The following is a 22,116-nucleotide window of genomic DNA, read 5'->3' on the forward strand; positions in this document are numbered from 1 at the left end:
GCGGCGCGTCGAACGGCGGGAGTGCTGAGGTGGAACACCGGAAAGCAGCGGTGATCGGCGCCGGGATCGCAGGCCTGACGGCCGCCCACGTCCTGGCGCGCTCGTACGAGGTCACCCTCTACGAGGCCGAAGGCCGCCTCGGCGGCCATGCCCACACCCATGAGCTCACCGGCCCGGACGGGCGGCCCATGGGTGTGGACTCGGGCTTCATCGTGCACAACGAACGCACCTATCCGAACCTGCTGCGGCTCTTCCGGGAGCTGGGGATCTCCACCCAGGACGCCGAGATGAGCATGTCGGTACGGTGCGACGGCTGCGGCCTGGAGTACGCGGGCGCCCGCGGCCCGGCCGGCCTCTTCACCGGCCGGGCGGCGCTGCGGGGACGCTACCTGGCCCTGCTCGCGCAGGTACCGCTCTTCCACCGCAAGGCCCGGCGGCTGCTCGCAGACCCGCCCTCCCACCACGTCACCCTGGGCGACTTCCTCCGGGAAGGCCGGTTCTCCCCGTACTTCGTCAGCCACTTCGCCCTCCCGCTGGTCTCCGCGGTGTGGTCGTGTCCCGCACGCACCGCGCTGTCCTACCCGGCCGCCCACCTGTTCACCTTCCTCCAGCACCACGGCCTCCTGTCGGTCACGGGCTCCCCGCAGTGGAAGACCGTCACCGGAGGCTCCGCCGCCTACGTCGAGGCCGCGGCCAAGAGCGTCCACCGGGTCCGTACCTCCAGCCCCGTGCAGACCGTCCACCGTGCCGCACGCGGCTCCGGCGCCTGGATAACCACCGAGAACGGCGCCACCGACGGCTACGACGCCGTCGTGATCGCCACCCACCCCGACCAGGCCCTGCGCATGCTCGCCGACCCCACCCCGGACGAACGGCGGCTCCTGGGCGCGTTCACGTACGAGCCCAACCCCACGGTCCTGCACACCGACACCGGCCTCCTGCCCCGCTCGCCCCACGCCCGCGCCTGCTGGAACTACCACCTCCCGGCCTGCGACCCCTCCACCGAGTCGGTCCGCGTCAGCTACGACATGCGCCGCCTGCAGAACCTGCCCGACGGCGCCGACTACGTGGTGACCCTGGGCGCAGACGACCGTGTGGACCCGGGCCGGGTGGTGCGCCGGATGCACTACGAACACCCCGTCTACACGCCCGCCTCGGTCGCCGCACAGAAGGAACTGCCGCGCCTGAACACCGCCGTGACCGCCTACGCCGGAGCATGGCACGGCTGGGGCTTCCACGAGGACGGCTGCCGCTCCGGCGCGGCAGCCGCCCGCTCCCTCGGGGTGCGCTGGTGACCGGGGAAGCGGCGCCCGCCGCCGCGCTGTACGAGTGCCTTGTCGTCCACACCCGCACCGCGCCGCTGCGGCACGACGTCCGGCACCGCACCTACCTGTGGTGCGTGGACCTCGACCGGCTTCCGGTCCTGCCCCGCCCGCTGCGCCCGCTCGCCCGGTTCGACCCGCGGGACCACTTCGCGGGCCGCGCCCCCACGATCCGGGCCGGCCTGGAGGAGTTCCTCGCCTCCCGCGACATCGACATCGAAGGCGGACGCGTGGTGATGCTCGCCCACGCCCGCGTCTTCGGCTTCGTCTTCAACCCCCTCAGCGTCTACTGGTGCCACGACGCGTCCGGATCCCTGGTCTGCGTCGTCGCGGAGGTCCACAACACCTACGGGCAGCGGCACTGCTACCTCCTGCACCCGGACGCGGGCGGCCGGGCGAGGGCCGAGAAGCGGTTCTACGTCTCTCCGTTCTTCCCCGTCGAAGGCCACTACCGGATGCGGCTGCCCCTGCCCGGGGAACGCCTCGACCTCACCGTGCACCTCGACACCGAGGCCGGGCGGCCGTTCACCGCCACCGTACGGGGACGCGCCCGTCCCGCCACGGCCCGCGCCCTCCTGCGGGCAGCCGCCCGCAGGCCCTGGTCGACCGCCGCCGTCTGGGCGGGGATCCGCTCCCACGGCATCCGCCTGCTCCTGCGCGGTCTGCCCGTACAGCCCCGCCCCCGGCACACACCGCAGAAGGGAATGGTCCCGTGACCCACCCGGCCACCACGTCCGACCACCAGGCACGGCTGCCCGCCCCTCAGGCCGGGCCCCCGCAGCGGGCTGACCCCGCACGCTGGCCCGACGTGGCCCGGCTCCCGGCGGGCGGCCAGGTCCGGACGGCCGTCGCCGCACACCTGGTCGGCCGGGCCCTGAGGCAGCTCCCGCTGGACGTGCGCACCGGCACCGGCAGGGGAACCGGCACCGGACGCGCCACCGGACCGGCACGGCGTCCGGACCTCACCCTCCACGACCCCGACGCCTTCTTCCGGCGCATCGGCAGCCACGGCCTCATCGGCTTCGGGGAGTCCTACATGGCCGGCGAATGGGACAGCGACGACCTGCCCGGTCTCCTGACCGTCCTCGCCACGCACGTCGACGACCTGGTCCCCGCCCCGCTGCGCGGCCTGCGACCGCTGTGGGTCACCGCCCGGCCCGGCCGTGACCGCAACACCCGGCGCGGCGCACGCGAGAACATCCACCGCCACTACGACCTGTCCAACGACCTGTTCGCCTCCTTCCTCGATCCGACCCTCACGTACTCCGCCGCCGTCTTCACCGGCTTCCCCGCCCGGTTCGAGGACCTCCCCGCCGCCCAGCACCGCAAGATCGACCGCCTTCTCGACCTCGCGCACGTCACGGACGGCACCGAACTGCTGGAGATCGGCACCGGCTGGGGAGAACTCGCGCTGCGCGCCGCCGCCCGCGGAGCCCGCGTCACCACCCTCACCCTCTCCACCGAACAGGCAGAACTCGCCCGGGCCCGGATCCACGCCGTCGGCCTCGGAGACCGCGTCGACATCCGGCTGTGCGACTACCGCGACGTCGAGGGCCGCTACGACGCCGTCGTCAGCGTCGAGATGATCGAGGCCGTCGGCGCCGAGTACTGGCCCTCCTACTTCGCCACCCTGCGCGCGGCGCTCCGCCCCGGCGGGCGCATCGCCCTCCAGTCGATCACCATGGGACACCGGCAGATGCTGAACACCGCCGCCACCCACACGTGGATCAGCAAGTACGTCTTCCCCGGCGGTGTGATCCCCTCCCGCCGCGCCATCACCGAGCACGCGGCGGCGGCCGGCCTGCGCACCGAGTCCGACCTCGGGTTCGCCGAGCACTACGCCCACACGCTGCGCCTGTGGCGGGAACGCTTCACCGCGAACCGGCAGACCGTCACCGACCTCGGCTTCGACACCGTCTTCCAGCGGCTCTGGGAGTTCTACCTGGCCTATTCGGAAGCCGGATTCCGCTCCCGCTACCTCGACGTCCGCCAGATCGTCCTCACCGAGAGGAGCCCGCGATGAGCCCGGCCGGGCACGCCCCCGTCCCGGCCGCTGGCGCCCGGAACCCGACGGGGGAGCGGTCGTGAACGGCACGGCCTGGGGCGCCCTCGGCACCAACCTCGCGGTCTGCGCGGCCATCGCGGCGGCCGTGCTCCTCGCGGCGTTCGCCGCCGGCACCCGCCTGCGCCTGCACCGCGTCGTCGACATCGCCTGGGGCGCCGCCTTCAGCGCCGTGGCCGCCACCACCTACCTGCTGTCCGCCGGGCACGGAGACCCCGAGAGACGGCTGCTGGTCGCCGCGGCGACCGTCCTGTGGGGACTGCGGCTGTCCGCGCACATCGCATGGCGCTCCCGCGGCCACGGGGAGGACCCGCGCTACACCGCGCTCCTGGACAAGGCACGGGGCAACCGGACGTGGTACGCGCTGCGCACCGTCTACCTCCTCCAGGCCGCGCTGGTCTGGCTGATCTCCCTGCCCGTCCAGGTGGCCTCGTACGCGGCCGGCCCGGTGGGCTTCCTCGGCGTGGTCGGGCTGATCGTGTGGGCCGCGGGACTCGGCTTCGAGGCCGTGGGCGACCACCAGCTGGCCCGGTTCAAGGAGGACCCGGCCAACCGGGGCCGCATCATGGACCGGGGCCTGTGGAGCTGGACCCGCCACCCCAACTACTTCGGCGACAGCCTCGTATGGTGGGGTCTCTACCTGCTCGCCTGCACGAGCCCGTCGTCGGCCCTCCTGAGCCTGGTCTCCCCGGTCGTCATGACGGCACTGCTGACCGTCGGCAGCGGCAAACGCCTGCTGGAGAAGCACATGGCCGGCCGTCCCGGCTACGCCGAGTACGCCGCCCGCACCAGCGGATTCCTCCCCCGCCCACCTCGCCCGCCCCGTCACCCCCGCAACGCAGGAGATGAGACGTGAACCAGCAGCCGTCACCGGAGACCGCCGACGACCGAGGCGGCGACGCGGACCGGGAACGGCCCGACCAGGCCCTGACGCCCGCCCCGGGCCACCGGCTGTCGCCAGGGGCGTCCGCCGCGGTCCTGCTCCTGCACGGCGGCCGGGTGGACGCCCTGCGACCGCCGACCCGGCTGAACCTTCCCGGCCTGCGCATGCGGCCCTTCGCGACGGCCCTCACGCGCGCCACCGCCCACCCCGACGTACTCGTCGCCCACGTCCGCTACCGCCACCGCGGCTGGAACGGCCGGCACGCCCATCCCGTCGCCGACACCCGCCGCGCCCTGGACGAACTCCGCGCCGTCGCAGGACCGGTCCCCGTCGTGCTCGTCGGGCACTCCATGGGCGGCCGCGCCGCCCTGCGCGCCGCCGACGACCCGCAGGTCCGAGGAGTCGTCGCGCTCGCCCCCTGGTGCCCCCCGGGCGAACCCACCGCCCATCTGCGCGCCCGCGCGATCGTCGCCCTCCACGACGAGAACGACCGCGTCACCCGGGCGGCGGACACCTGGTCCTACCTCACGCGCGCCCGGAAGGCCGAAGCACGGGTCCACGGGATCAGGATGCCCCGCGGCGGCCACGCCATGATCGGCGATGCCAACCTGTGGCACCGGATCACCGCCGGAGCCACCGCGGCGCTCCTCGGGCTGGCCCCGTTCCCCGCGGCCCTCGCCGGCCTCGCGGACACCGACCCGATCACCACCGGGACGCCGTGGCAGCAGGGGTGATCACCGCGCCCGTCCCCCCGGCACGGTCAGCGGGGCGGATCCCGTACCCGTCCGGCTCAGCGCACCGGGCCACCAGGCGCGAGGACCGATGTCGATGACGAGGGCCGGTACCAGCAGGGAACGGACGACGAGGGTGTCCAGCAGGACGCCGAAGGCGACGATGAAGGCGATCTGGACGAGGAACGCCAGTGGGATCACCATCAGGGCGGCGAAGGTCGCGGCGAGGACGACACCGGCGGAGGTGATGACCCCGCCCGTGGTGACGAGACCCCGCAGCACACCCTCGCGGGTGCCCAGGGCCAGGCTCTCCTCGCGTACGCGGGACATCAGGAAGATGTTGTAGTCGACGCCGAGCGCGACCAGGAACACGAACCCGTAGAGCGGTACGGACGCGTCCGTCCCACTGAAGCCCAGCAGGTGTTCGAAGACCAGCGCGGACACTCCCAGCGTCGCGAGGAAGTTCAGCGCGACCGTCGCCACCAGCAGGACGGGTACCAGCACGGAACGCAGGAGCGCGACGAGGATCAGCAGGATGATGCCGAGCACGACGGGGACGATCAGGGTGCGGTCGCGGGCCGAGGTCTGCTGGGTGTCGAACTGCTGGGCCGTGTACCCCCCGACCAACGCGTCCGCCCCGGCCACCGCGTGCACGCGCTCCCGCAGCTCCTGCACCGCCCGCTTCGCGTCATCGCTGTCGGCCGCCGCCTCCAGCGTGGCGTCCAGCCTGACGCGCCCGTCCACGACCAGCGGGGTGCCCGTGCCCGGCCGGCCACCACCCGCGGTGACGGGCACGACCGTGGCCACGCCGTCCGTGCCCTCCGCCGCCGCCCGCACCTCCGCGGCCCGGCCGGCGGCCGCGATGACGACGGCCGGATTGCCCGAGCCGCCGGGGAAGTGCCGGGCTAGGGTCTGCTGGGCGCCGACCGAGGGCGCGTCATTGACGAAGATCTCGTCCAGCGGCACGCCCTTGGACGACAGCGCGGGGGAGAAGCCGGCCAGCACCACCAGCAGCACGGAGGTGGACACCCACACGCGTCGCGGCGACCGGTCGATCAGGCCCGCGACACGGCGCCACACCCGGTGCCCCTCGGCCGAGCCGTCGGCGTCGGCCGGCCCGGGCACGGCGGGCCAGTAGGCGGTGCGGCCCAGCAGGACCAGGACGGCGGGCAGGAAGGTCAGGGAACTCAGCACCGCGCACACGATCCCGATCGCGCCGACCGGCCCGAGCGCCCGGTTGTTCGTCAGATCGCTCGCCAGCAGCGCCAGCAGCCCCAGGGCCACGGTCGCCGCACTGGCGGTCACCGCCCCGGCCGACCGGCGCACTGCGGTCAGCGCCGCGTCGGCCCGGTCGCCCCGTACCGCGAGCTCCTCACGGAAGCGCGCCGCGACGAGCAGGGCGTAGTCGGTCGAGGCCCCGATCACCAGGATCGACAGGATCCCCTGCACCTGCCCGTCCACGCGGACGGCACCCCGGTCGGCCAGCGCGTAGACCACCGCGCAGGCCAGGCCCAGCGCGAACACCGCACTCACGATGATCACCAGGGGCAGCAGCACGCTGCGGTAGACCAGCAACAGGATCAGCAGCACCGCCCCGAGGGCCACCCCCACCAACAACCCGTCGATGCCCGAGAACGCGTCGGACAGGTCCGCCTGGGTGGCCGCCGGGCCGGCGATCCCGACCGAGGTGCCCGGCACCCGCTGCGCGGCCTCCCGCACCTCGTCCAGGACCGCAGGCAGTTCCTCGCCCAGGTCGGGTGCGAGCGGCACGACGGACTGGACGGCGAGCCCGTCGGCGGACACGACGGCCGGTGAGGGCGGGGCGGTGATCCCCGGCCGGCCGGCGAGGTCCCCGACGGCCCGCGCGGCAGCCTCCTGCTGCCCGGCGGTCACCGGAGCGCCGTTCGCCGTCCACACCACGACGGCCGGGACGGACTGCGCCCCCTCGAACGCCTTCCGGGCCTCGAGGACCTTCGTCGATTCGGCGCTGCGCGGCAGGAAGGCCGCCTGGTCGTTCGTGGCGACCTCGCCCAGCTTCCCCGCGTACGGTCCGAGCGTCCCTCCGATGCCGAGCCAGACGAGCAGCAGTACGAGCGGAACGATCCAGCGGGCCCAGCGCGGTGCGTTTCTCAAAGCGAATCCCTTGGCCATGATGGGTGGGTCGGACGCTGGAGAGCATCCCTGCCGAGGGCCCGGCGGCTGCGGCCCCTCGCCCCCACTTCCGGTGCAGAACCCGATCGGGTTGCAGTCCTCCGTACGAATCGCCGCAGGCCCGCCCCACCGGGAACGTCGGCCCGGCGCGGCATGGTCGACGGGTCCGGCGGAGCGGGTCGCGGCCCGGCGCACCGCCTGCTCCGGGGGAGGGAGCGTCCGACGTGGGTGGCGACCGGCCGGGCGGCCCCGGTCGTGCGAGCCGTGTCACCGGCCTCCCCGGGCGTGTGGCGGACGCGTTCGTCCTCCGCCGGTTCCCGCGTCCGCAACGGGGTCCGCCACGCTCGGACCGGGCGTCGCACTGCCAAGGAAGGTCAGACGGAGGGAGCCGCCGTATCGGCGCAGTCCGGAACGGGCGACGCAGCCGCCGTACGGGTGAATGCCCCGGGTACCCGTCATCGCGTGCCTTTGGATGGGCCCGTACGCGGACGTACCGACCCCCAGCTCCCGGAGACCGGCCATGCGGAAGATCAAGGCGCAGCTGTTCATCTCGCTCGACGGTGTCGTCGAGGCACCCGATCAATGGCACTTCCCCTACTTCGACGAGGAGATGGGGGCCGCCGTCGACAGCACCCTCGGCCGGGCCGACACCCTGCTGCTCGGGCGCAGGACGTACGACAGCTTCGCGGCCGCCTGGCCGGGACGCGAGGCGGCGGGCGGCGAGGACGCACCGTTCGCGAAGGTGCTGGGCGACGCCCGCAAGATCGTGGTCTCGAACAGCCCGCTCGACCTCACCTGGCGCAACTCCGAACAACTGCGCGGCGGCCTCGTCGCAGGGGTCACCGCGCTGAAGGAGGCGCCGGACACGGACGCGCCCGTCTGGATCAGCGGCTCGGTCTCCGTGGTGCGCCAGTTGGTGGCCGCGGGAGTCCTGGGCGAACTGAACCTCCTGGTCCACCCGATCGCCGTGCGCGGCGGCATGCGCCTCTTCGAGGAGGCCCCGACCCCGGTCCCGCTGGAGCTGGTGTCCGCCGAGACCTTCACCACCGGTGTGCTGAACCTCGTCTACGCCGTGGCCGCCGCCCCCGGCGAGGCGACGTACGACGACGCCAAGACCCACCTCCCGCAGCACTGAGGGATGTCCTCCGGACGGAGGTGGACGCGCGGCCGGGCCTTCGTGGCCGCGGCCCTCGCGGGGTGTCTGGTCGGGCTGGTCGGCGGGGGATTCCGGTGGTGCCTGGAACACGCCGACCTGCTGCGCGCTTCCGTTCTGGAGGCCGCCGGGGGGATGGGCTGGGCGGGCCGTCTGGTCCCCGTGGTCCTCACCGCGTCGGGCGCCGCCCTGGCCTGTGTGATCGCCCTGCGGGTCCCGCACGCCGCGGGCAGCGGGATCCAGCACGTGGAAGCCGTGTGGCGGCAGGAGTCCGTGGCCCGCCCGGCCCGGCTGCTGCCGGCGAAGTTCGTGGGCGGTCTCGTCGCCATCGGCTCGGGTCTGGTGCTGGGAAGGGAGGGCCCGATCGTCCACATGGGTGCTGCGATCGGGTCCGGGGCCGGCCGGCGCAGCCGGCTGGACGCCGAGGACAAGCGGCTGCTGCACACCGCGCTCGGCGGGGCGGGCCTGGCGGTGGCGTTCACCGCCCCGCTGGGCGGGCTGCTGTTCGTCTGCGAGGAGGTGACCGGCACGGTGCGGCCCCGACTGGTCCTGCTGACGCTCATCGGCACCGTCACCGCGGTGGCCGCTTCCGAACTCGTCGTGGGAGACGCACTCGTCCTTCCCGTGCCGGCCGTCCCCGCCCCACCGCTGTGGATGCTGCCGGTCTTCCTCTTGTACGGGGTGACCGCCGGGGTGCTGGGCGCCGCGTACAACACGCTGGTCGTGGGGACCCTGGAGGCGTGCGACCGGCTGACCCGGGTGCCCCTCGTCGTCCGGGCGGCCGTCATCGGGGCCCTGGTCGGCGGGCTGATGGCCTTCGACCCGCTCCTGACGGGCGGCGGCGACCAGCTGAGCGAGCAGTTGCTGGCGGGCGGGAGCCCGGCCGTCGCGGCACTGGTGGTCTGCCTCGCCGTACGGTTCGTGGCCGGACCGCTCAGCTATGCGGCCGCGGTACCGGGCGGGCTGTTCGCTCCGCTGCTGGCCCTGGGGGCCCTGTGGGGGACGCTCACCCATGCGCTCGTCTCCCCGCTGCTGCCGGCCGGCGCGGCGGGTCCGGCAGCGTTCGCCGTGGTGGGGATGGCCGCGGTCTTCACCGGCGTGGTGCGGGCACCGCTCACGGGCATCGTCCTGGTGACGGAGATGACCGGAGCCGGTGTGCTGCTGCTGCCCCTGCTGACCGCCTGCTTCGCGGCGGCCGTGACGGCCGACCGGCTGGGGAGCGAACCCGTCTACGGCACCCTGCGGCGCCGGATGCTGGAACGCGCCTGAGGCGCGCCGGGCCTGCCCGCGGAGGGGGCGCAGGTAGGGAGCGGGGCGGCGGCCGCTACCGTCGTGCTCCTAGGAGGGAGCCCCATGCCCCGCACGTTCAGCGTCCATGACACCGTCGTCGTCGCGGCCGACCCGTCGACGGTCTACGAGCACGTCTCCGACCCCGCCCTCATGGGCCGTTGGAGCCCGGAGAACCTGGGCGCGACACCGGCCGAGGGACCCGGCACGGCGACCCGGATTGGGATGGTGTTCGACGGCCACAACAAGCGCGGTCCGTTCCGCTGGACCACCCGATGCACGGTGACGGCCGCCGACCCGGGTGAGGTCTTCCGGTTCAAGGTCCACGCCATAGGACTGCGCCGCCCGTGGCTGCGCGGCCCGATCGCCACCTGGGAGTACCGTTTCTCCGCCGTGCCCGGGGGCACCGAGGTGACGGAGACGTGGACCGACGACCGCCGCGCCTGGCCCGACCCGGTGGCCAACGCGTTCGACCGGATCGCGACGAAGGGGCACACCTTCGCCGAGTTCCAGCGGAAGAACATCCGGACCACCCTGCGCAACCTGAAGGCGCAACTGGAAGCCCACCCCACCACCGCACCCGGCTCGGCCGACTCCCAGTGACGCGAGCGGGACCGGTCCGCCGGACGGCGGACCGCCCCGCACGGTCGGAGCGCGCTCACCCGGACAGCTCGGCCCGCCACTCGCGCGGCCACTGTCCCGGGGGCGGGGGCGCCCCTTCGATGCCGAGGTCGCGCCGCGCACTCTCGTAGAAGGCGTCGCGCGCCTGACTCGCCAGCCGGTGCGCCCTGGTCCACATCTCGCCGTCGACCGCGTCCTCCCGTATCAGCAGCTGAATGGTCCAGATCGTCTCGTGCCAGCGCCGCGCCGCCGCGACCGTCGCCGCGTCCCCCACGAGGAGGACGGCCTCCCACTCCGTCGCGCGGTGGGACTCCGCGTCCGCGAGCAGGGGCAGGCCTTCGGCCGGCGCCAGCGGATCGACCACGTCCGAGTAGCCGAGGGAGGCGCCGATGCGTTGGGTGATCCGCAGCTGTGCCTTGAGCGCGTTGGCGTAACGGCCGTACGTCTCGAAGCGCTTCTCGTCCCACCGCTCCTGGCGTTGCCGCGTCCACCGCCGGCGCTCGGTCAGCGTCTGCACGGCGTAGGAGCCGAGCGAACCGACCACGACGCCTACGAGCGCAGGCAGTTGATCGAGCAGTGCCACAGTTCCTCCCCGAACCGTACGCCTGGTGCCGCGCGTTCGGCCTCGTGCCGCGGCACACAGCTCCTACCCCGATCCAGCACCGAGCACAGCCGTTCGATCCAGCCACGCGTGCCACGGCCGTCGCAGGTGCCGCCGCGGCCGCCCGGAGCCCGCCGGACGGCCACCCGGGTGACTTCTGTCCGCTGCGCGGCCCGGTACGGCCGCACCGCACGGGCGTCGGCGTGAGGATGCACGGGCCGGTTCCCCGTTCCTCCACGGCTGGAGTCATTCAGTGCTCGAACGCAAGCAGGTCAAGGGCCGTACGCAGGTCACCTTCATCCTCCCCGAGGGAACTCCGGACGGACCGGTCAGCGTCGTGGGGGACTTCAACCAATGGAATCCCGCCGCGCACCCCCTGGAGTCCCGGGGCGACGGCACCCGCGCCGCAACCGTCGCGCTGCCCGCCCGCAGTGCCCACTCGTTCCGCTACCTCGCCGCCGGCGACTACTGGTTCGACGACGAGCACGCCGACGCCCACGACGGCGCCAACAGCCGCGTCCACACCTGACGGCGGACGCTCCCGGCGGCGTCCCGACCCGACCAGCACCAAGGGGTGTGATCCAGTGAGCAGCCCGATCGGCCTGTCGGAGGACGGCCTCGCCGCCGTCCGGCACCTGAGGGAGCTGCGGGAGATCAACACCGTGGTCCTCCGCCGGGCGGACTCCCCGGACGCCGCCCTGGTACCGGAGTTGGAGGGCAACCTGACCCATGACGAGCTGGTGCAGGCACTCCCCTCCGACGAGCCCCGGCTGGTCGTCCACGAGCTGTCCTTCGCCAGCCCGCAAGGCACCCGGAGGAACGAGCTCCTGCTGGTCTTCTGGATGCCGCCGACGGCCGGTGAGCTGGAGGAGGCCTACGCGGCCGGCTTCTCCGCCCTGAAGGAGCAGCTCTCCGACATCCACGTCCACCTCACCGCCAGGCGCGCGGACCAACTGGCGTACCGAAGGCTGGTCGCCCTGGCCGGCTGAGTCCCGGACTGCGGCTGGGCCGCGTCGGCCCTCGCCATGGCATCACGCAGGTGCCGGGTGACGGCGACGTGGGCGCGGCCGCTCCCGTGGCCGACGGGCCGGCCGGCACGTCGCCGGTGGCGGCCGGACGGGGCGCACGGTCGGTGGTGCCGGCGTTCGGCTGCTTCGTGATCGCGAGGCTGCATGCCGTGCGGCGCAGGCGAGTTCCGGCCGTAGGGTGGAGGCCTACCGATCGAGGAGGGCCGGCGTGGCGAGCATAGTGATCGCGCAGACGACCGTGAACGACGAGGCGAAGGCCTACGAGATCGCGCAGGGCGCGGTGGAGGCCAGGCTGTCGGCCGCCGCCGATGTCGAGGCGCGCATGACGCTCTTCCACTGGGATGACGGCGACCTGCGACACGAACGCGGCTACCGGGTCTCCTTCACGACGACCACGGAGCGGGTCGCGGACCTGGAGGCATGGGTGCACGAGCGCCACCCGTACGACGTGCCCCAGTGGATCCTGCTCCCGGCCGCCGGGACCACGGAGGGATACCTCGCCCGGGCGGTGAAGGAGACCGCCTCGGGGCGGCACCCCTCGTGACCGAACGCCCCGCGCACCTCCGGGCGACGTCCGACGCCTACGACGCGGTGGTCGCCCTCTACGCGGACCTCGCCCGGGACTGGCTCGACGGCGCCCCGTTGGACCGCTCGTTCATCGCCGCGTTCGCCGACCTCGCGCGGACCGGCGGCGGGCCCGTGGCCGAGCTGGGATGCGGTCCGGGATACGTCACGGCGCACCTGCGCGACCTGGGGCTCGACGTCTTCGGCGTCGACCTCTCGCCCGGCATGATCGACTTCGCCCGCGCGGCCCACCCCGGCCTGCGCTTCCGCATCGGGTCCATGGACGCACTGGACCTGGCCGACGGCACGCTGGGCGGCATCGTGTCCTGGTACTCGGTGATCCACGTGCCACCGGCGGAACTCCCCGCCTACTTCGCGGAGTTCCGCCGGGTGCTGGCCCCGGGCGGGACCCTCCTGCTCGCCTTCTTCGAGGCGGAGGGCGGTCCGGTGGCGGCCTTCGACCACAAGGTGACGACCGCCTACCGATGGCCGGTCGACGACCTCGCGGAGACGGCCCAGGAGGCCGGGTTCGCAGAGATCGGGCGGATGCTCAGGGAGCCCGGCAGCGAGGAGCGCTTCCGCCGGGGCCACCTCCTGATGCGGGCCGAGGACCCCCGTCCACGCGACCGGACGTGAGCCCGAGCCACGCCGCCCGCGCGGCCGTGCCCCACGACCTCCGGGCGGCGGACCGGTGAAAACCACGTGCCCCGGCGGGCAGCCCCGTTACCGTTGCCCGCATGAACGTCAACGGCCCCAGCACCACCGCGACCGCGCGAGCGACCAGCTCGCCGGTTGCCGCCGCCTGACCTTTCCCCTCTCCCCGGCGACCGGAAACGGTCCGTCGGCCGTGCCGTGGCATCCCCGCCCCGGCCGGAGACCGCCCGGTCCGTTCTCCGGTGCCCCTTCCCCGCTGTGACGCGAAGGAGCCACTGGTCAGCACGTTCATCGAGTACTTCGAAGAGCGCGGACACCGCCGGATCCTCGGCTCGACGGAACACCGGTTCCGCCGCCTCCTGGAGCGCGGCCGGCACGTGCTCGCCCGCCCCCGGTTCCACGGCCCGCTGACCGAGGAGGACCTCCACCACCTCCACGACATCCACGGTCTGCCGCGCGACCTGGTCACGACCCTGCGGCAGCAGTGACCAGGGCGACGGGCCGAATCCGGCGGGCAGGGTGCGGGCCTGCTGCGCGCTGCGCTGTCATGGCTTCGCCCCGACCGAGCGGGTGCCCGCAGGCGCCCGCTGCCGTCCGCCGACCCCCTCCAGCGTAGGAACGATTCCTCCGCGGCGCCCCGCCGCTGCTGCAGGACGGCGGTGCGGCCCGCTCCCGGCGGCGGGAGACTGGAGACCGCAGCCCGGCCCCGGCTACCCGGCCGGCGGCCCCGACCAGACCGCGGGAGGATCCATGACCGCGCTCGGCGAGCTGATCGACATCGACGACAGGACCGTGCTGGTCCTCGGGCAGGAACTGGACCTCGCGCACGGCCGGCCGGACGTCGCCAACGCCCTGGCGCACCGGGCCGCCGACACACTGGTACTCGTCGACACCGGCGTCGGCCGGGCCTTCCGCGCCGCGCTGCGCACGGCGGCCGACCGGGTCGGGCCCTGGTCCCGGGCGCTCGTGCTGACCACGCACGGCCACCTCGACCACATCGGTAACAACGACCTGGCCGACGAGCTGGGCGTGCCCGCCGAGCACTACGTCCCCGCCGCCGACCTCGACCAGATGCGGGACCCGAAGTCCTACTGGACACGCTCCTTCCGGCGCATCGCCTGGGCGGCACCCCTTCCGGCGCCCGCACTGGCCGCCCGGGTGGTGTCGCTCTTCGCACCGATGCGGCCCTTCGCCGCCGCGACCCGGACCTACGAGCAGCGGCCCCTGGAGCGGATCCGGATCGGCGCGCTGCGGTTCACCGGCTGGACCTTCGCCGACGGGGCGGTCCGGGTGCTGCGCAGCCAGGGCCACTGCGCCGGGCACGTGATCGTGCACCTGAGGGACTGTGGCGTCCTGCACCTCTCCGACGAGGGCAACGGCGCCTGCGGCGCCATGGCCGACGCCGACCAGCTCAAGATCCAGACCGTGCTCGGCGCCGCCGCAGGCCTCTTCGAGCAGGAAGAGGCCGCGATCCTCACCGACGGGCACACCCTCGCCGTACGCCGCGGCGCCGACGCGGTGTCCCATCTGGACGGGCTGCTGGCGCAGGCCACCGCCCTCCACGGCGCGGCCCTCGGGCTGACCGGCGGGGGCGGGCAGATCCGGCCGAGCGTCTTCACCTCCCGCTACGCGGAGGCCGGCGCCGGACTGGGGGTGACCGGCGCCAACCTGAACCCGCTGTTCACCGCCATGATGGCGCTCAACCAGCTCAGCGAGCTGGGCCTCCGCCCGGAAGACCGCCGTACGGAAGACCGCCGCCCGGAACCGGCCGACGACGCCGACGCGCCCTGGTCCCGGCCCCCACTAGGACCGGCCGACGCACCGGACACGACCTCCTAGACCGCGCTGATGGCCGCCAGGTGCGTGGTGCCGTCGGGCAGGGCGGTGATACGGACCTGGCCGACGGGGAAGGGGTCCGTCCCGTTCGGGCCGGGAACGTGGCCGAACGGGGTCCAGGAGCCGTCCGGCCGCCTGACGCCGTGCCAGACCCGTCCGTCGAGCCCGACCGCCACGACCTGGGCCGAGCCGTCGGGCGTCCCCGCGATGCCGATGGCGCTGGCCCCCATCGTGGGGGTGGTGGCGCCCCGCGGGGCCCGGAATCCGGTCCAGGAGCCGTCCGGCCGCCGCAGCTGGTGGTAGACGATCCCGTCGATCCCGATCGCCAGGACCTGCGAGGACCCGTCGGGCATCCCGGTGATCGCCAGGGCGGGCCCGGAGAACGCCGGCGCCCCGCCGTACCCGGCCGGCCTGCTCCACGGCGTCCACGTACCCGTACGCCCGCGGACGCAGTGGTACATGGCACCGTCCGTGCCGTAACCGAGCACCTGGGCGGACCCGTCGGGCATGGCCGCGATCGCCACCTTCGTCGCACCCCAGCGGCTCGTGCCGGGGGAGCCGGGCACGGCGCGGAACCCCGTGAGACCGCCGTCGGCCCGCCTCCGCCCGTGGTGGACGGTGCCGTCCATGGCCGTCGCCACGATCTGGCAGCTGCCGTCGGGGAAGGCCGCGACGTCCGCGTCCAGGACGGTGAACCCGGCCGAGCCGTCCGGTCCCGCGACGCGCTGCCAGGGGCCGGTCGTCGCCGGACCCCGTACGACGGTCAGCCACAGGCCGTTGTCGGGCGCGATGCCGAGCACCACGACCGAGCCGTCGGCCATGCCCGCCACGGCGCACTGCACCCCGGCGAACGACGCGGCGCCGACGGCACCCGGCAGCGGCCGCATGCTGCTCCACGACCCGTCGGGCCGGCGTTCGGTGTGGAAGAGCACGCGCCGCTCCACGTCGTACGGGGGAAGCCGGGCGGAGTGGAACCACACCGGGTTGGTGAGGGCGACCAGTTGGTCGAGGGTGGTGGAGGCGGGCTCGGGCCGGCGCACCTCCGCGCGGGCGAACATCGACGCCTTGCCCCAGCCGCGCCACCTCAACCGGCCCCGGCCACTGCCGTCGATGCAGGTGGCGGCCATGATGCCCCACTCGGTGTGCAGGGTGGCGATGCTGTCCGGGGCGCCCGTCACGTCCAGGGTCACGTCGACGGCGTCGAAGAACGACACGGGCAGCTCCTCACCGGGCCCCGCGGCCTTCGCGCCGGTACGGGCCGTGAAGTCCAGGGTCACGGCCGCGGATTCGACGGCGTACGACCGTCCCCTGCGCAGCGCGTCCAGAACCGCGGGCCTCGACAGGGCGGCGGCGCGCACGACGTTGTGCGGCCGGCCGACGGCATCCGCGGGACTGTGGGCGTCGCTGTTCCCGACGGCGGCGACCCGCTTGCCGAGGCAGAGCATGACGTGCCAAGCGGCGATGTTGGCCGCGTCGTCCAGGGTCCACGGCCCGTTCCACACCTCCAGCGCGTCCACGCGGTCGAGGCCGAACTCCCAGAAGGACCCGGGTGCCGGAGTGAGCGGATGCGCGGCGATCGTCAGCCCGCCCAGGCTGTGGACGCGGCGGGCGTGACCCTCGAACACCCCCTCGTCCGCGGGGCCGTAGCGCCAGTCCACCCACTCGCCCTGCGGCAGGCCGACGGCCAGCCAGTGGCCGTGCCGGGTGGTGACCTCCTCGGCGTTGATCACCAGCAGGTCGGTCGGGACGTTCCCGTCCCACGTCACCCCGGTGGAGCTCGTGTTGTGGTCGGAGGTGGCGATGAAGTGCAGCCCCTCGAGGCGGGCGGCCGCGACGATCTCGTCCACCGTGCGCTGCCCGTCGGAGTGCACGCTGTGCAGGTGCAGATCGCCCCGGTACCAGCCCGGCCCGCGTCCGGCGACCGCCGCGGGCAGGATGTCGTACGGGGCCCGGGGCAGCGGGGGTCCCATGTGGAGGGTGACGTCGATCTGCCAGGCCATGCCGCCGGGGCTGCTGACCATGGGGCCCAGGATGACGGACCAGCGGCCGGGCCCGACCGGCCCGGGCACGTAGCCGGGGGTGGCGTCCGACGCGGCGAGGGTGAAGCCGGCCCGTGCGCCGCCCGACCAGCCCCGGAAGCCGGCCGGGTCGAAGATCCCGAGGTCGAGGATGCCGGCGGAGGCGTCGTGGGTGGTGGAGACGGAGATCCGCTGCACTCCGGCGGGGACGTCGAAGGCGACGTAGGCCCACTGATCGTTGCCGTAGGGGGAGTGGCCGTCGTAGCTGGTGGTCACCGTGTCGGTTCCCCGGCCCCGCGTCGCGGCGTGCGCGACCGGGGCCGGAACCAGTGCGGCGGTCCCGCCCGCGGCCAGCAGGGCCCCCCACCGCAGCAGGGACCGGCGCTCGACCCGGGGCCCGGCCCCGTACCCGTCGCTCGGACGGTGTTCGCTCGGCACAGCGGTGCTCTCCGTTCGCTCGGGACGGCATGGAGGAGTGCAGGTGCGTGCAGGTGCGGATGTACGGGTGTGCTGGGGACGGACGAGGGCGGGGCGCCGAGGCCAAGGGGCGCGTGCGGCCAGGGGGCGGTGCCTCGTGGGGTCGCGCCGAGACCGGCCCGACCGGGCAGGGCGCCCCCTAGCGGCGTGAGCGCTGGGCGTCGACGATCTGTCGCACGGAGCCGTCGACGTCCATCCGGGCCTGGATCCGCTCGGCGAAGCCGGGGAACTGCCCGGCTATGGCGCTGAGTACCCGCAGTTCCGGCGGTGCGACGTTGACCTCGCACAGGTCCCGGCGGACCGCGCGGACGACGCCGTCGGCGACCTGGCCCGGCGTGACCGTCCGGATGCCGTTCGGGGTGGTGGCACCGGTGGCCGCGAACATCCCGGCGTCGCGGACGAAGCCGGGTTGGACCAGGGACACCCCCACCCCGGTGCCCCTGAGCTCCTGGCGCAGGGCGAGGGCGAACCCGCGCAGCCCGAACTTCGTGGCGTTGTACAGGGAGGTCGATTTGGTCGCCGCCTTGCCGGAGATGGAGCCGACCAGCACGATGTGGCCGCGGCCGCGGTCCACCATGTGTTCGGCGAGCAGCCGGGACAGCAGGACCGGCGCCCGCAGGTTCACGTCGAGGGCGCGGTCGAGCTGCTCCTCCGTGTAGTCCAGGAGGTCGCCGCTGGCGGGCAGGGCGGCGTTCGCGACGAGGACGTCCGTGGCGGCGCAGGTCTCGGCGAGACGTACGACGTCGGACCGGACGGCCAGATCGGCGACCACGGCCCGGCCCCCGCAGGCGTCCGCGGCGGCCTTGAGGGCGGCTTCCTGCCGACCGGTGACGGTGAGACGTGTCCCCTGCGCGGTCAGGCGTGCGGCCAGGGCGGAGCCGATGCCTCCGGTGGCCCCGGTGAGCAGAACGTTCGATCCGGACATCTTCACGACGACTCCCGTACGGCGTAGCGGCGTTGCGGCGGTCCCTACTGTTCGTTCGAACGAACAGTAGGGACCGCCGCGTTGCTTGTCCACACCCCGGCCGGCCCCGGCCCCCGGGGCCCCGCGGGGGAGAACGCGGAGGTCCATGGGGCAGAATGCGGACATGCCCCACGCATCCGCCACCCGCCAGAGCATCATCGACGCCGTATTGCGGATCATCGGGCAGGACGGCATCGCGGCCGTCACCAACCGGCGGATCGCCAAGGAGGCTGAGGTTTCCCTCGGCTCTGTCACCTACCATTTCGCCACCCAGCACGAGCTGCTGCGCGAGAGCCTGCTGCACTTCGTGGCCGAGGAGACCCGGCACTTCACGGCGCTCGCCGACGAATGCTCCGACGAGCACTTCGACATCGGCCAGGCGGCCGAGGTGGTGGCTCAGGTCGCGGGCGGCAACGCCTTCGACAGCCGCCACATCGCGCCCTTCGAGCTGTACGTCCAGGCCGGCCGTGACGAACGGCTGCGGACCGCCGCGGCCGAGTGCTTCGCCGCCTACGACCTGCTGGCCGCCCGGATCCTGACCCAGCTGGGCGTGCCGGACCCCGAACGCCTGGCCGGTGTGGCCGTGGCCCTGGTCTTCGGGCAGCAGTTGCGCCGACTGGCCACCGGCGCCCCCGCCGGGGAACTCGTCGACACCTTGCTGATCCTCACGCAGTTCACGCCGGCGCCTCAGACCTGAAGGGCGCGGGAACGGGCCCGAGTCGGGCCCTGGTCAGATCGTGACCGGGCCGTGGGCGGTGGCGAACTCGACTGCGACCAGGCCCGGTTCCTCGTCCTCGACCCAGGTGACGTCGATCTGGTCGAGGGGGTGGTCGGCCGGCTCGCCGAGGAATTCGGCGATGGAGGCGGCGTCGCCCGCGATGGAGACCCCGTGGATGGTGGTGGAGGTGCGCGGGCCGGCGCTCGGGCGCTCCTCGTCGGGGACCAGCCACTGCAGGAAGTAGGGCAGTTGCGGGTCCTCCAGCAGTTCCAGCAGGCCGATCTGCTTCCACCTCAGGTCGAACCCGTCGGGGCGGACGCGGTGGCCCTCGGACGAGGTGCGGCCGAGGCGGGCCTCGACCGGGGCGATGTCGTCGACGGAGACCACCCAACCGAGCCAGCCGCCGCCCTCGGCGGCGCGGCGCGCGACCGCCTGGCCGAAGGGTGCGCGGTCGGCGGCGGGATGGTCGAGTGTGGTGACGACCTCGACGTAGGTGCCGCCGCTCAGCGGGAGGATGAAATTGCGGGTGCCGAATCGCGGGTGCACGCCCCCGTCCACGAACCCGGCGCCGAGGGCCGACCCGATCCACTGGACGGTCGAGACGAAGCTGTCGCGGGCCACCGCATAGGACACGTGATCAAGTCGCACCGCGCCATCATCACCCGACAACCTGTCCGCATCCCGACGCCACGCCCGCCGTTCCGGCCGCGTCCGCCGTGGATCAGCCGTGGAGGGGGATCGGCCATCGTCACACCGGCGGGGAAGGCCGAGCCGAAAGCGAGACAGCGTCGCTGCCGCCCTTGTCGAGGTCCTGGCCCCGCTCGATCAGCCGCCCATGCCGGCCGGGAGGTGCCGACCGAGCGCACCGCCCCCGTGGGGCCACCGTCCCCGTGGGGCCGCCGTCCCCGTGGGGCCGCCGTCCTCGCGGGGCCGCCGTCCTCGCGGGGCCGCCGTCCTCGCGGGGCCACCGTCCTCGGGGGGACGGCGGCCCGGCCGGACCGCTGTGCGGGGCGTTCTCAGAAGGTGTGTCCCACGTGTGCCAGGGCCTGCTTCAGCAGCACGGCGTGGCCGCCCGGCATCTCGCCCTGCACGGCCGCCGAGGCCGCTTCCTGCGGGCTGAACCAGACCAGGTCCAGGGCGTCCTGCCGGGGGCGGCAATCACCGGTCACCGGGACCACGTAGGCGAGGGACACCGCGTGCTGGCGAGGGTCGTGGAACGGGGTGATGCCGGCCGTCGGGAAGTACTCGGCCACCGTGAAGGGCTGCAGGGAAGCCGGGACCAGGGGCAGGGCCACCGGTCCCAGGTCCTTCTCCAGGTGGCGCAGCAGCGCGTCACGGATGCGTTCGTGGTGCATGACGCGGCCGGACACCAGCGTCCGGCTGATCGTGCCGTCCGTGCCGATCCGCAGGAGCAGTCCGATGCTGGTGACCTCGCCGGTTTCGTTCACGCGCACGGGAACTGCCTCGACGTACAGGATCGGCATCTGGGCCCTGGCCATGTCCAGCTCGTCACTGGTCAGCCAGCCGGGCGTAGTTTCGGTCATGTCAGCCATTTCTTGATCATACTTTCCGCAGTGGGCCTTGGCCCAGATCACGCGTCATCGGAAAACGACCGGCCGTCAGGCCGAGGTCATTGCCGCCGGTTGACGGGCCGTCATGAAGGACTGAGGGTCGTCCACCATGACCGAAAAGCTGCATTCGTGGAGACAGGGGCGCATATCCTCACTTCCCATGGCTACGGCGACGTATTCCTGGAGGCACGATGAGTGAGCGGCCGGTCCTTCTCCCCTACGCCGACCCGGACTTCCTCGCGAACCCCTTCCCGCTGTACCGGGAACTGCGCGAGGAAGGCCCCGTACGCCGCGTCGTCCTCGCGGGCGGCCTCGACGCCTGGCTCGTCACCCGCTACGAGGATGCCCTCGCGGCCCTGTCCGACACCCGCCTCAGCAGCGACGTGCGCGACGCCTCCGATCCCAGGCTCCTGGCCCAGCTCCCGGAAACCGAACGCGAGTCGATGCTGAGCAACATGCTCCGCAGCGACCCGCCCGACCACACCCGGCTGCGCCGACTGGTCTCCAAGGCGTTCACCGCCCGGAGGGTCGCGGAACTGCGGCCCCGCGTCCAGGCCATCACCGACCGGCTGCTGGACGGCATCGTTCCGGCCGGACACGCCGACCTCGTCGCGGACCTCGCGCTGCCGCTCCCCGTCACCGTCATCGGCGAACTGCTCGGCGTTCCGGTGGACGACCGGCACGACTTCCAGCGCTGGACCGACCGCATGATCATGCGGGGCGCCGAGCCACCGGACCCCGCCGTGGTGAACGAGGCCTGGCAGCACATGCGCGCCTACCTCACCGACCTCATCCGGGCCAAACGGGCCCACCCCGGCGACGACCTGCTCAGCGGCCTGATCACCGCCCGCGACGAGCAGCAGCGGCTCAGCGAGGACGAGCTCATCGCCATGGTGTTCCTGCTGCTGGCCGCGGGCTACATCACCACCGTCAACCTGATCGCCGGCGGCATCGCCATGCTGCTGGCCCACCCCGCACAGCTCGACCTCCTGCGCGCCGACCCCGAGCTGCTGGGCGGCGCCATCGAGGAGTTCCTCCGCTACGACGGCCCGGTCAGTCCCGGCATCGCCCGCTTCGCCCGCGAGGACGTCGAGATCGCGGGCGTGGGCGTCCCGCGCGGCGCGACCGTCCTGATCGCCTCGGCCATCGCCGACCGCGACCCGGAACGCTTCCCCGACCCCGACCGCCTGGACATCACCCGGCAGGACAACGCGCACCTCGCGTTCGGACACGGCGTCCACTACTGCCTGGGCGCGCCGCTCGCCCGGCTGGAGGGCCACGTCGCCATCGGCACCGCGCTGCGCCGGCTTCCCGGACTCGCCCTCGCCGTGGCACCCGACGAGATCCCCTGGCGGCCGGGCGGACTGCGCGGGCCCCTGAGGCTCCCGGTCACCTTCGACGCCGGTACCTAGCCGGTACCCGGCGCCGACCACGGCATACTGGAGGCGCCGGCGCTGGAGGCGGCGACCATCGAC

22 protein-coding genes are annotated in these 22,116 nt (G+C 73.7%); 16 read left to right on the forward strand and 6 right to left on the reverse strand.

Annotated features, from left to right (window positions below):
* The first annotated feature begins 29 nt into the window (after nucleotides 1–29).
* The 5 genes from IH80_RS0111840 to IH80_RS0111860 all read left to right on the forward strand — a co-directional run bounded on the left by IH80_RS0111840 (nucleotide 30) and on the right by IH80_RS0111860 (nucleotide 5,001).
* Complete coding sequence (locus tag IH80_RS0111840) at nucleotides 30–1,295, forward strand: NAD(P)/FAD-dependent oxidoreductase (RefSeq protein WP_030959899.1); 1,266 nt, start codon at nucleotides 30–32, stop codon at nucleotides 1,293–1,295.
* Nucleotides 1,289–2,038 carry a DUF1365 family protein gene (locus tag IH80_RS0111845; RefSeq protein WP_030959900.1) on the forward strand — a complete coding sequence of 250 codons (750 nt, stop codon included), beginning with the start codon at nucleotides 1,289–1,291 and terminating at the stop codon, nucleotides 2,036–2,038. Before IH80_RS0111840 ends, IH80_RS0111845 begins: the two co-directional genes overlap by 7 nt.
* A complete protein-coding gene (locus tag IH80_RS0111850) occupies nucleotides 2,035–3,345 on the forward strand; it encodes an SAM-dependent methyltransferase (protein WP_078906458.1) in 1,311 nt (436 codons plus the stop codon). The genes IH80_RS0111845 and IH80_RS0111850 overlap by 4 nt, the downstream gene beginning before the upstream one ends.
* A 61-nt stretch (nucleotides 3,346–3,406) precedes the next feature.
* Nucleotides 3,407–4,240 carry a DUF1295 domain-containing protein gene (locus IH80_RS0111855; protein ID WP_030959903.1) on the forward strand — a complete coding sequence of 278 codons (834 nt, stop codon included), beginning with the start codon at nucleotides 3,407–3,409 and terminating at the stop codon, nucleotides 4,238–4,240.
* On the forward strand, nucleotides 4,237–5,001 hold the full coding sequence (locus tag IH80_RS0111860) for an alpha/beta hydrolase (protein ID WP_420708773.1): 765 nt from the start codon (nucleotides 4,237–4,239) through the stop codon (nucleotides 4,999–5,001). The genes IH80_RS0111855 and IH80_RS0111860 overlap by 4 nt, the downstream gene beginning before the upstream one ends.
* On the opposite strand, the gene IH80_RS0111865 is transcribed toward IH80_RS0111860, so the two are convergent.
* On the reverse strand, nucleotides 5,002–7,149 hold the full coding sequence (locus IH80_RS0111865; protein WP_420708774.1) for an MMPL family transporter: 2,148 nt from the start codon (nucleotides 7,147–7,149) through the stop codon (nucleotides 5,002–5,004).
* A gap of 520 nt (nucleotides 7,150–7,669) precedes the next feature.
* Here IH80_RS0111865 and IH80_RS0111870 point away from each other — a divergent pair.
* The 3 genes from IH80_RS0111870 (at nucleotide 7,670) to IH80_RS0111880 (ending at nucleotide 10,192) form a co-directional block, all read left to right on the forward strand.
* Nucleotides 7,670–8,284: a dihydrofolate reductase family protein gene (locus tag IH80_RS0111870; RefSeq protein ID WP_030959908.1), complete on the forward strand. Its 615-nt coding sequence runs from the start codon at nucleotides 7,670–7,672 to the stop codon at nucleotides 8,282–8,284.
* A gap of 3 nt (nucleotides 8,285–8,287) precedes the next feature.
* Nucleotides 8,288–9,571 (forward strand): ClC family H(+)/Cl(-) exchange transporter, encoded by a 1,284-nt coding sequence (locus IH80_RS0111875; RefSeq protein WP_030959909.1) that lies wholly within the window; start codon nucleotides 8,288–8,290, stop codon nucleotides 9,569–9,571.
* A gap of 84 nt (nucleotides 9,572–9,655) precedes the next feature.
* A complete protein-coding gene (locus IH80_RS0111880; RefSeq protein WP_030959910.1) occupies nucleotides 9,656–10,192 on the forward strand; it encodes an SRPBCC family protein in 537 nt (178 codons plus the stop codon).
* Between the two features lie 55 nt (nucleotides 10,193–10,247).
* Here the strand turns inward: IH80_RS0111880 and IH80_RS0111885 are convergent, their stop codons facing one another.
* A complete protein-coding gene (locus tag IH80_RS0111885; protein ID WP_234432208.1) occupies nucleotides 10,248–10,793 on the reverse strand; it encodes a hypothetical protein in 546 nt (181 codons plus the stop codon).
* Nucleotides 10,794–11,064: 271 nt separating this feature from the next.
* On the opposite strand from IH80_RS0111885, the gene IH80_RS0111890 reads away from it, so the two are divergent.
* From IH80_RS0111890 to IH80_RS0111915, 6 genes are all read left to right on the forward strand, one after another.
* Nucleotides 11,065–11,340, forward strand: coding sequence for an isoamylase early set domain-containing protein (locus tag IH80_RS0111890; protein ID WP_030959912.1), 276 nt, complete (start codon nucleotides 11,065–11,067; stop codon nucleotides 11,338–11,340).
* A gap of 55 nt (nucleotides 11,341–11,395) precedes the next feature.
* A complete protein-coding gene (locus IH80_RS0111895; RefSeq protein WP_030959913.1) occupies nucleotides 11,396–11,800 on the forward strand; it encodes a cofilin family protein in 405 nt (134 codons plus the stop codon).
* Nucleotides 11,801–12,047: 247 nt separating this feature from the next.
* Complete coding sequence (cutA, locus tag IH80_RS0111900; RefSeq protein ID WP_030959914.1) at nucleotides 12,048–12,383, forward strand: divalent-cation tolerance protein CutA; 336 nt, start codon at nucleotides 12,048–12,050, stop codon at nucleotides 12,381–12,383.
* A complete protein-coding gene (locus IH80_RS0111905) occupies nucleotides 12,380–13,039 on the forward strand; it encodes a class I SAM-dependent methyltransferase (protein ID WP_030959916.1) in 660 nt (219 codons plus the stop codon). The genes cutA and IH80_RS0111905 overlap by 4 nt, the downstream gene beginning before the upstream one ends.
* A gap of 260 nt (nucleotides 13,040–13,299) precedes the next feature.
* Nucleotides 13,300–13,545 carry a hypothetical protein gene (locus tag IH80_RS0111910; protein WP_030959917.1) on the forward strand — a complete coding sequence of 82 codons (246 nt, stop codon included), beginning with the start codon at nucleotides 13,300–13,302 and terminating at the stop codon, nucleotides 13,543–13,545.
* A gap of 262 nt (nucleotides 13,546–13,807) precedes the next feature.
* The gene (locus tag IH80_RS0111915; protein WP_051809140.1) at nucleotides 13,808–14,896 is read left to right on the forward strand and encodes an MBL fold metallo-hydrolase; all 1,089 of its coding nucleotides are present in this window, start codon (nucleotides 13,808–13,810) and stop codon (nucleotides 14,894–14,896) included.
* On the opposite strand, the gene IH80_RS40755 is transcribed toward IH80_RS0111915, so the two are convergent.
* The gene (locus IH80_RS40755; protein ID WP_051809142.1) at nucleotides 14,893–17,349 is read right to left on the reverse strand and encodes a CehA/McbA family metallohydrolase; all 2,457 of its coding nucleotides are present in this window, start codon (nucleotides 17,347–17,349) and stop codon (nucleotides 14,893–14,895) included. The two genes, IH80_RS0111915 and IH80_RS40755, sit on opposite strands and share 4 nt — an antisense overlap.
* A 178-nt stretch (nucleotides 17,350–17,527) precedes the next feature.
* Nucleotides 17,528–18,319 (reverse strand): SDR family NAD(P)-dependent oxidoreductase, encoded by a 792-nt coding sequence (locus IH80_RS0111925; protein WP_030959922.1) that lies wholly within the window; start codon nucleotides 18,317–18,319, stop codon nucleotides 17,528–17,530.
* Between the two features lie 157 nt (nucleotides 18,320–18,476).
* Between IH80_RS0111925 and IH80_RS0111930 the strand changes: the two genes are divergently transcribed.
* Nucleotides 18,477–19,049: a TetR/AcrR family transcriptional regulator gene (locus IH80_RS0111930; RefSeq protein WP_030959924.1), complete on the forward strand. Its 573-nt coding sequence runs from the start codon at nucleotides 18,477–18,479 to the stop codon at nucleotides 19,047–19,049.
* Between the two features lie 33 nt (nucleotides 19,050–19,082).
* On the opposite strand, the gene IH80_RS0111935 is transcribed toward IH80_RS0111930, so the two are convergent.
* Nucleotides 19,083–19,718: a VOC family protein gene (locus IH80_RS0111935; protein WP_030959925.1), complete on the reverse strand. Its 636-nt coding sequence runs from the start codon at nucleotides 19,716–19,718 to the stop codon at nucleotides 19,083–19,085.
* A gap of 368 nt (nucleotides 19,719–20,086) precedes the next feature.
* Nucleotides 20,087–20,623, reverse strand: a complete 537-nt coding sequence (locus IH80_RS0111940; protein ID WP_107056791.1) for an NUDIX hydrolase family protein — start codon at nucleotides 20,621–20,623, stop codon at nucleotides 20,087–20,089.
* A 209-nt stretch (nucleotides 20,624–20,832) separates the two neighbouring features.
* On the opposite strand from IH80_RS0111940, the gene IH80_RS0111950 reads away from it, so the two are divergent.
* Nucleotides 20,833–22,053 (forward strand): cytochrome P450 family protein, encoded by a 1,221-nt coding sequence (locus tag IH80_RS0111950; RefSeq protein ID WP_030959927.1) that lies wholly within the window; start codon nucleotides 20,833–20,835, stop codon nucleotides 22,051–22,053.
* Nucleotides 22,054–22,116: the final 63 nt, after the last annotated feature.

Source organism: Streptomyces sp. NRRL S-378, assembly GCF_000720645.1.
GTDB lineage: Bacteria > Actinomycetota > Actinomycetes > Streptomycetales > Streptomycetaceae > Streptomyces.

Coding starts and splice junctions, on each gene's coding strand:
- IH80_RS0111940 (WP_107056791.1), bottom strand. CDS start 20,623: ATGGCTGACATGACCGAAACTACGCCCGGCTGGCTGACCAGTGACGAG.
- IH80_RS0111865 (WP_420708774.1), bottom strand. CDS start 7,149: ATGGCCAAGGGATTCGCTTTGAGAAACGCACCGCGCTGGGCCCGCTGG.
- IH80_RS0111915 (WP_051809140.1), top strand. CDS start 13,808: ATGACCGCGCTCGGCGAGCTGATCGACATCGACGACAGGACCGTGCTG.
- IH80_RS0111875 (WP_030959909.1), top strand. CDS start 8,288: ATGTCCTCCGGACGGAGGTGGACGCGCGGCCGGGCCTTCGTGGCCGCG.
- IH80_RS0111880 (WP_030959910.1), top strand. CDS start 9,656: ATGCCCCGCACGTTCAGCGTCCATGACACCGTCGTCGTCGCGGCCGAC.
- IH80_RS0111930 (WP_030959924.1), top strand. CDS start 18,477: ATGCCCCACGCATCCGCCACCCGCCAGAGCATCATCGACGCCGTATTG.
- IH80_RS0111870 (WP_030959908.1), top strand. CDS start 7,670: ATGCGGAAGATCAAGGCGCAGCTGTTCATCTCGCTCGACGGTGTCGTC.
- IH80_RS0111950 (WP_030959927.1), top strand. CDS start 20,833: ATGAGTGAGCGGCCGGTCCTTCTCCCCTACGCCGACCCGGACTTCCTC.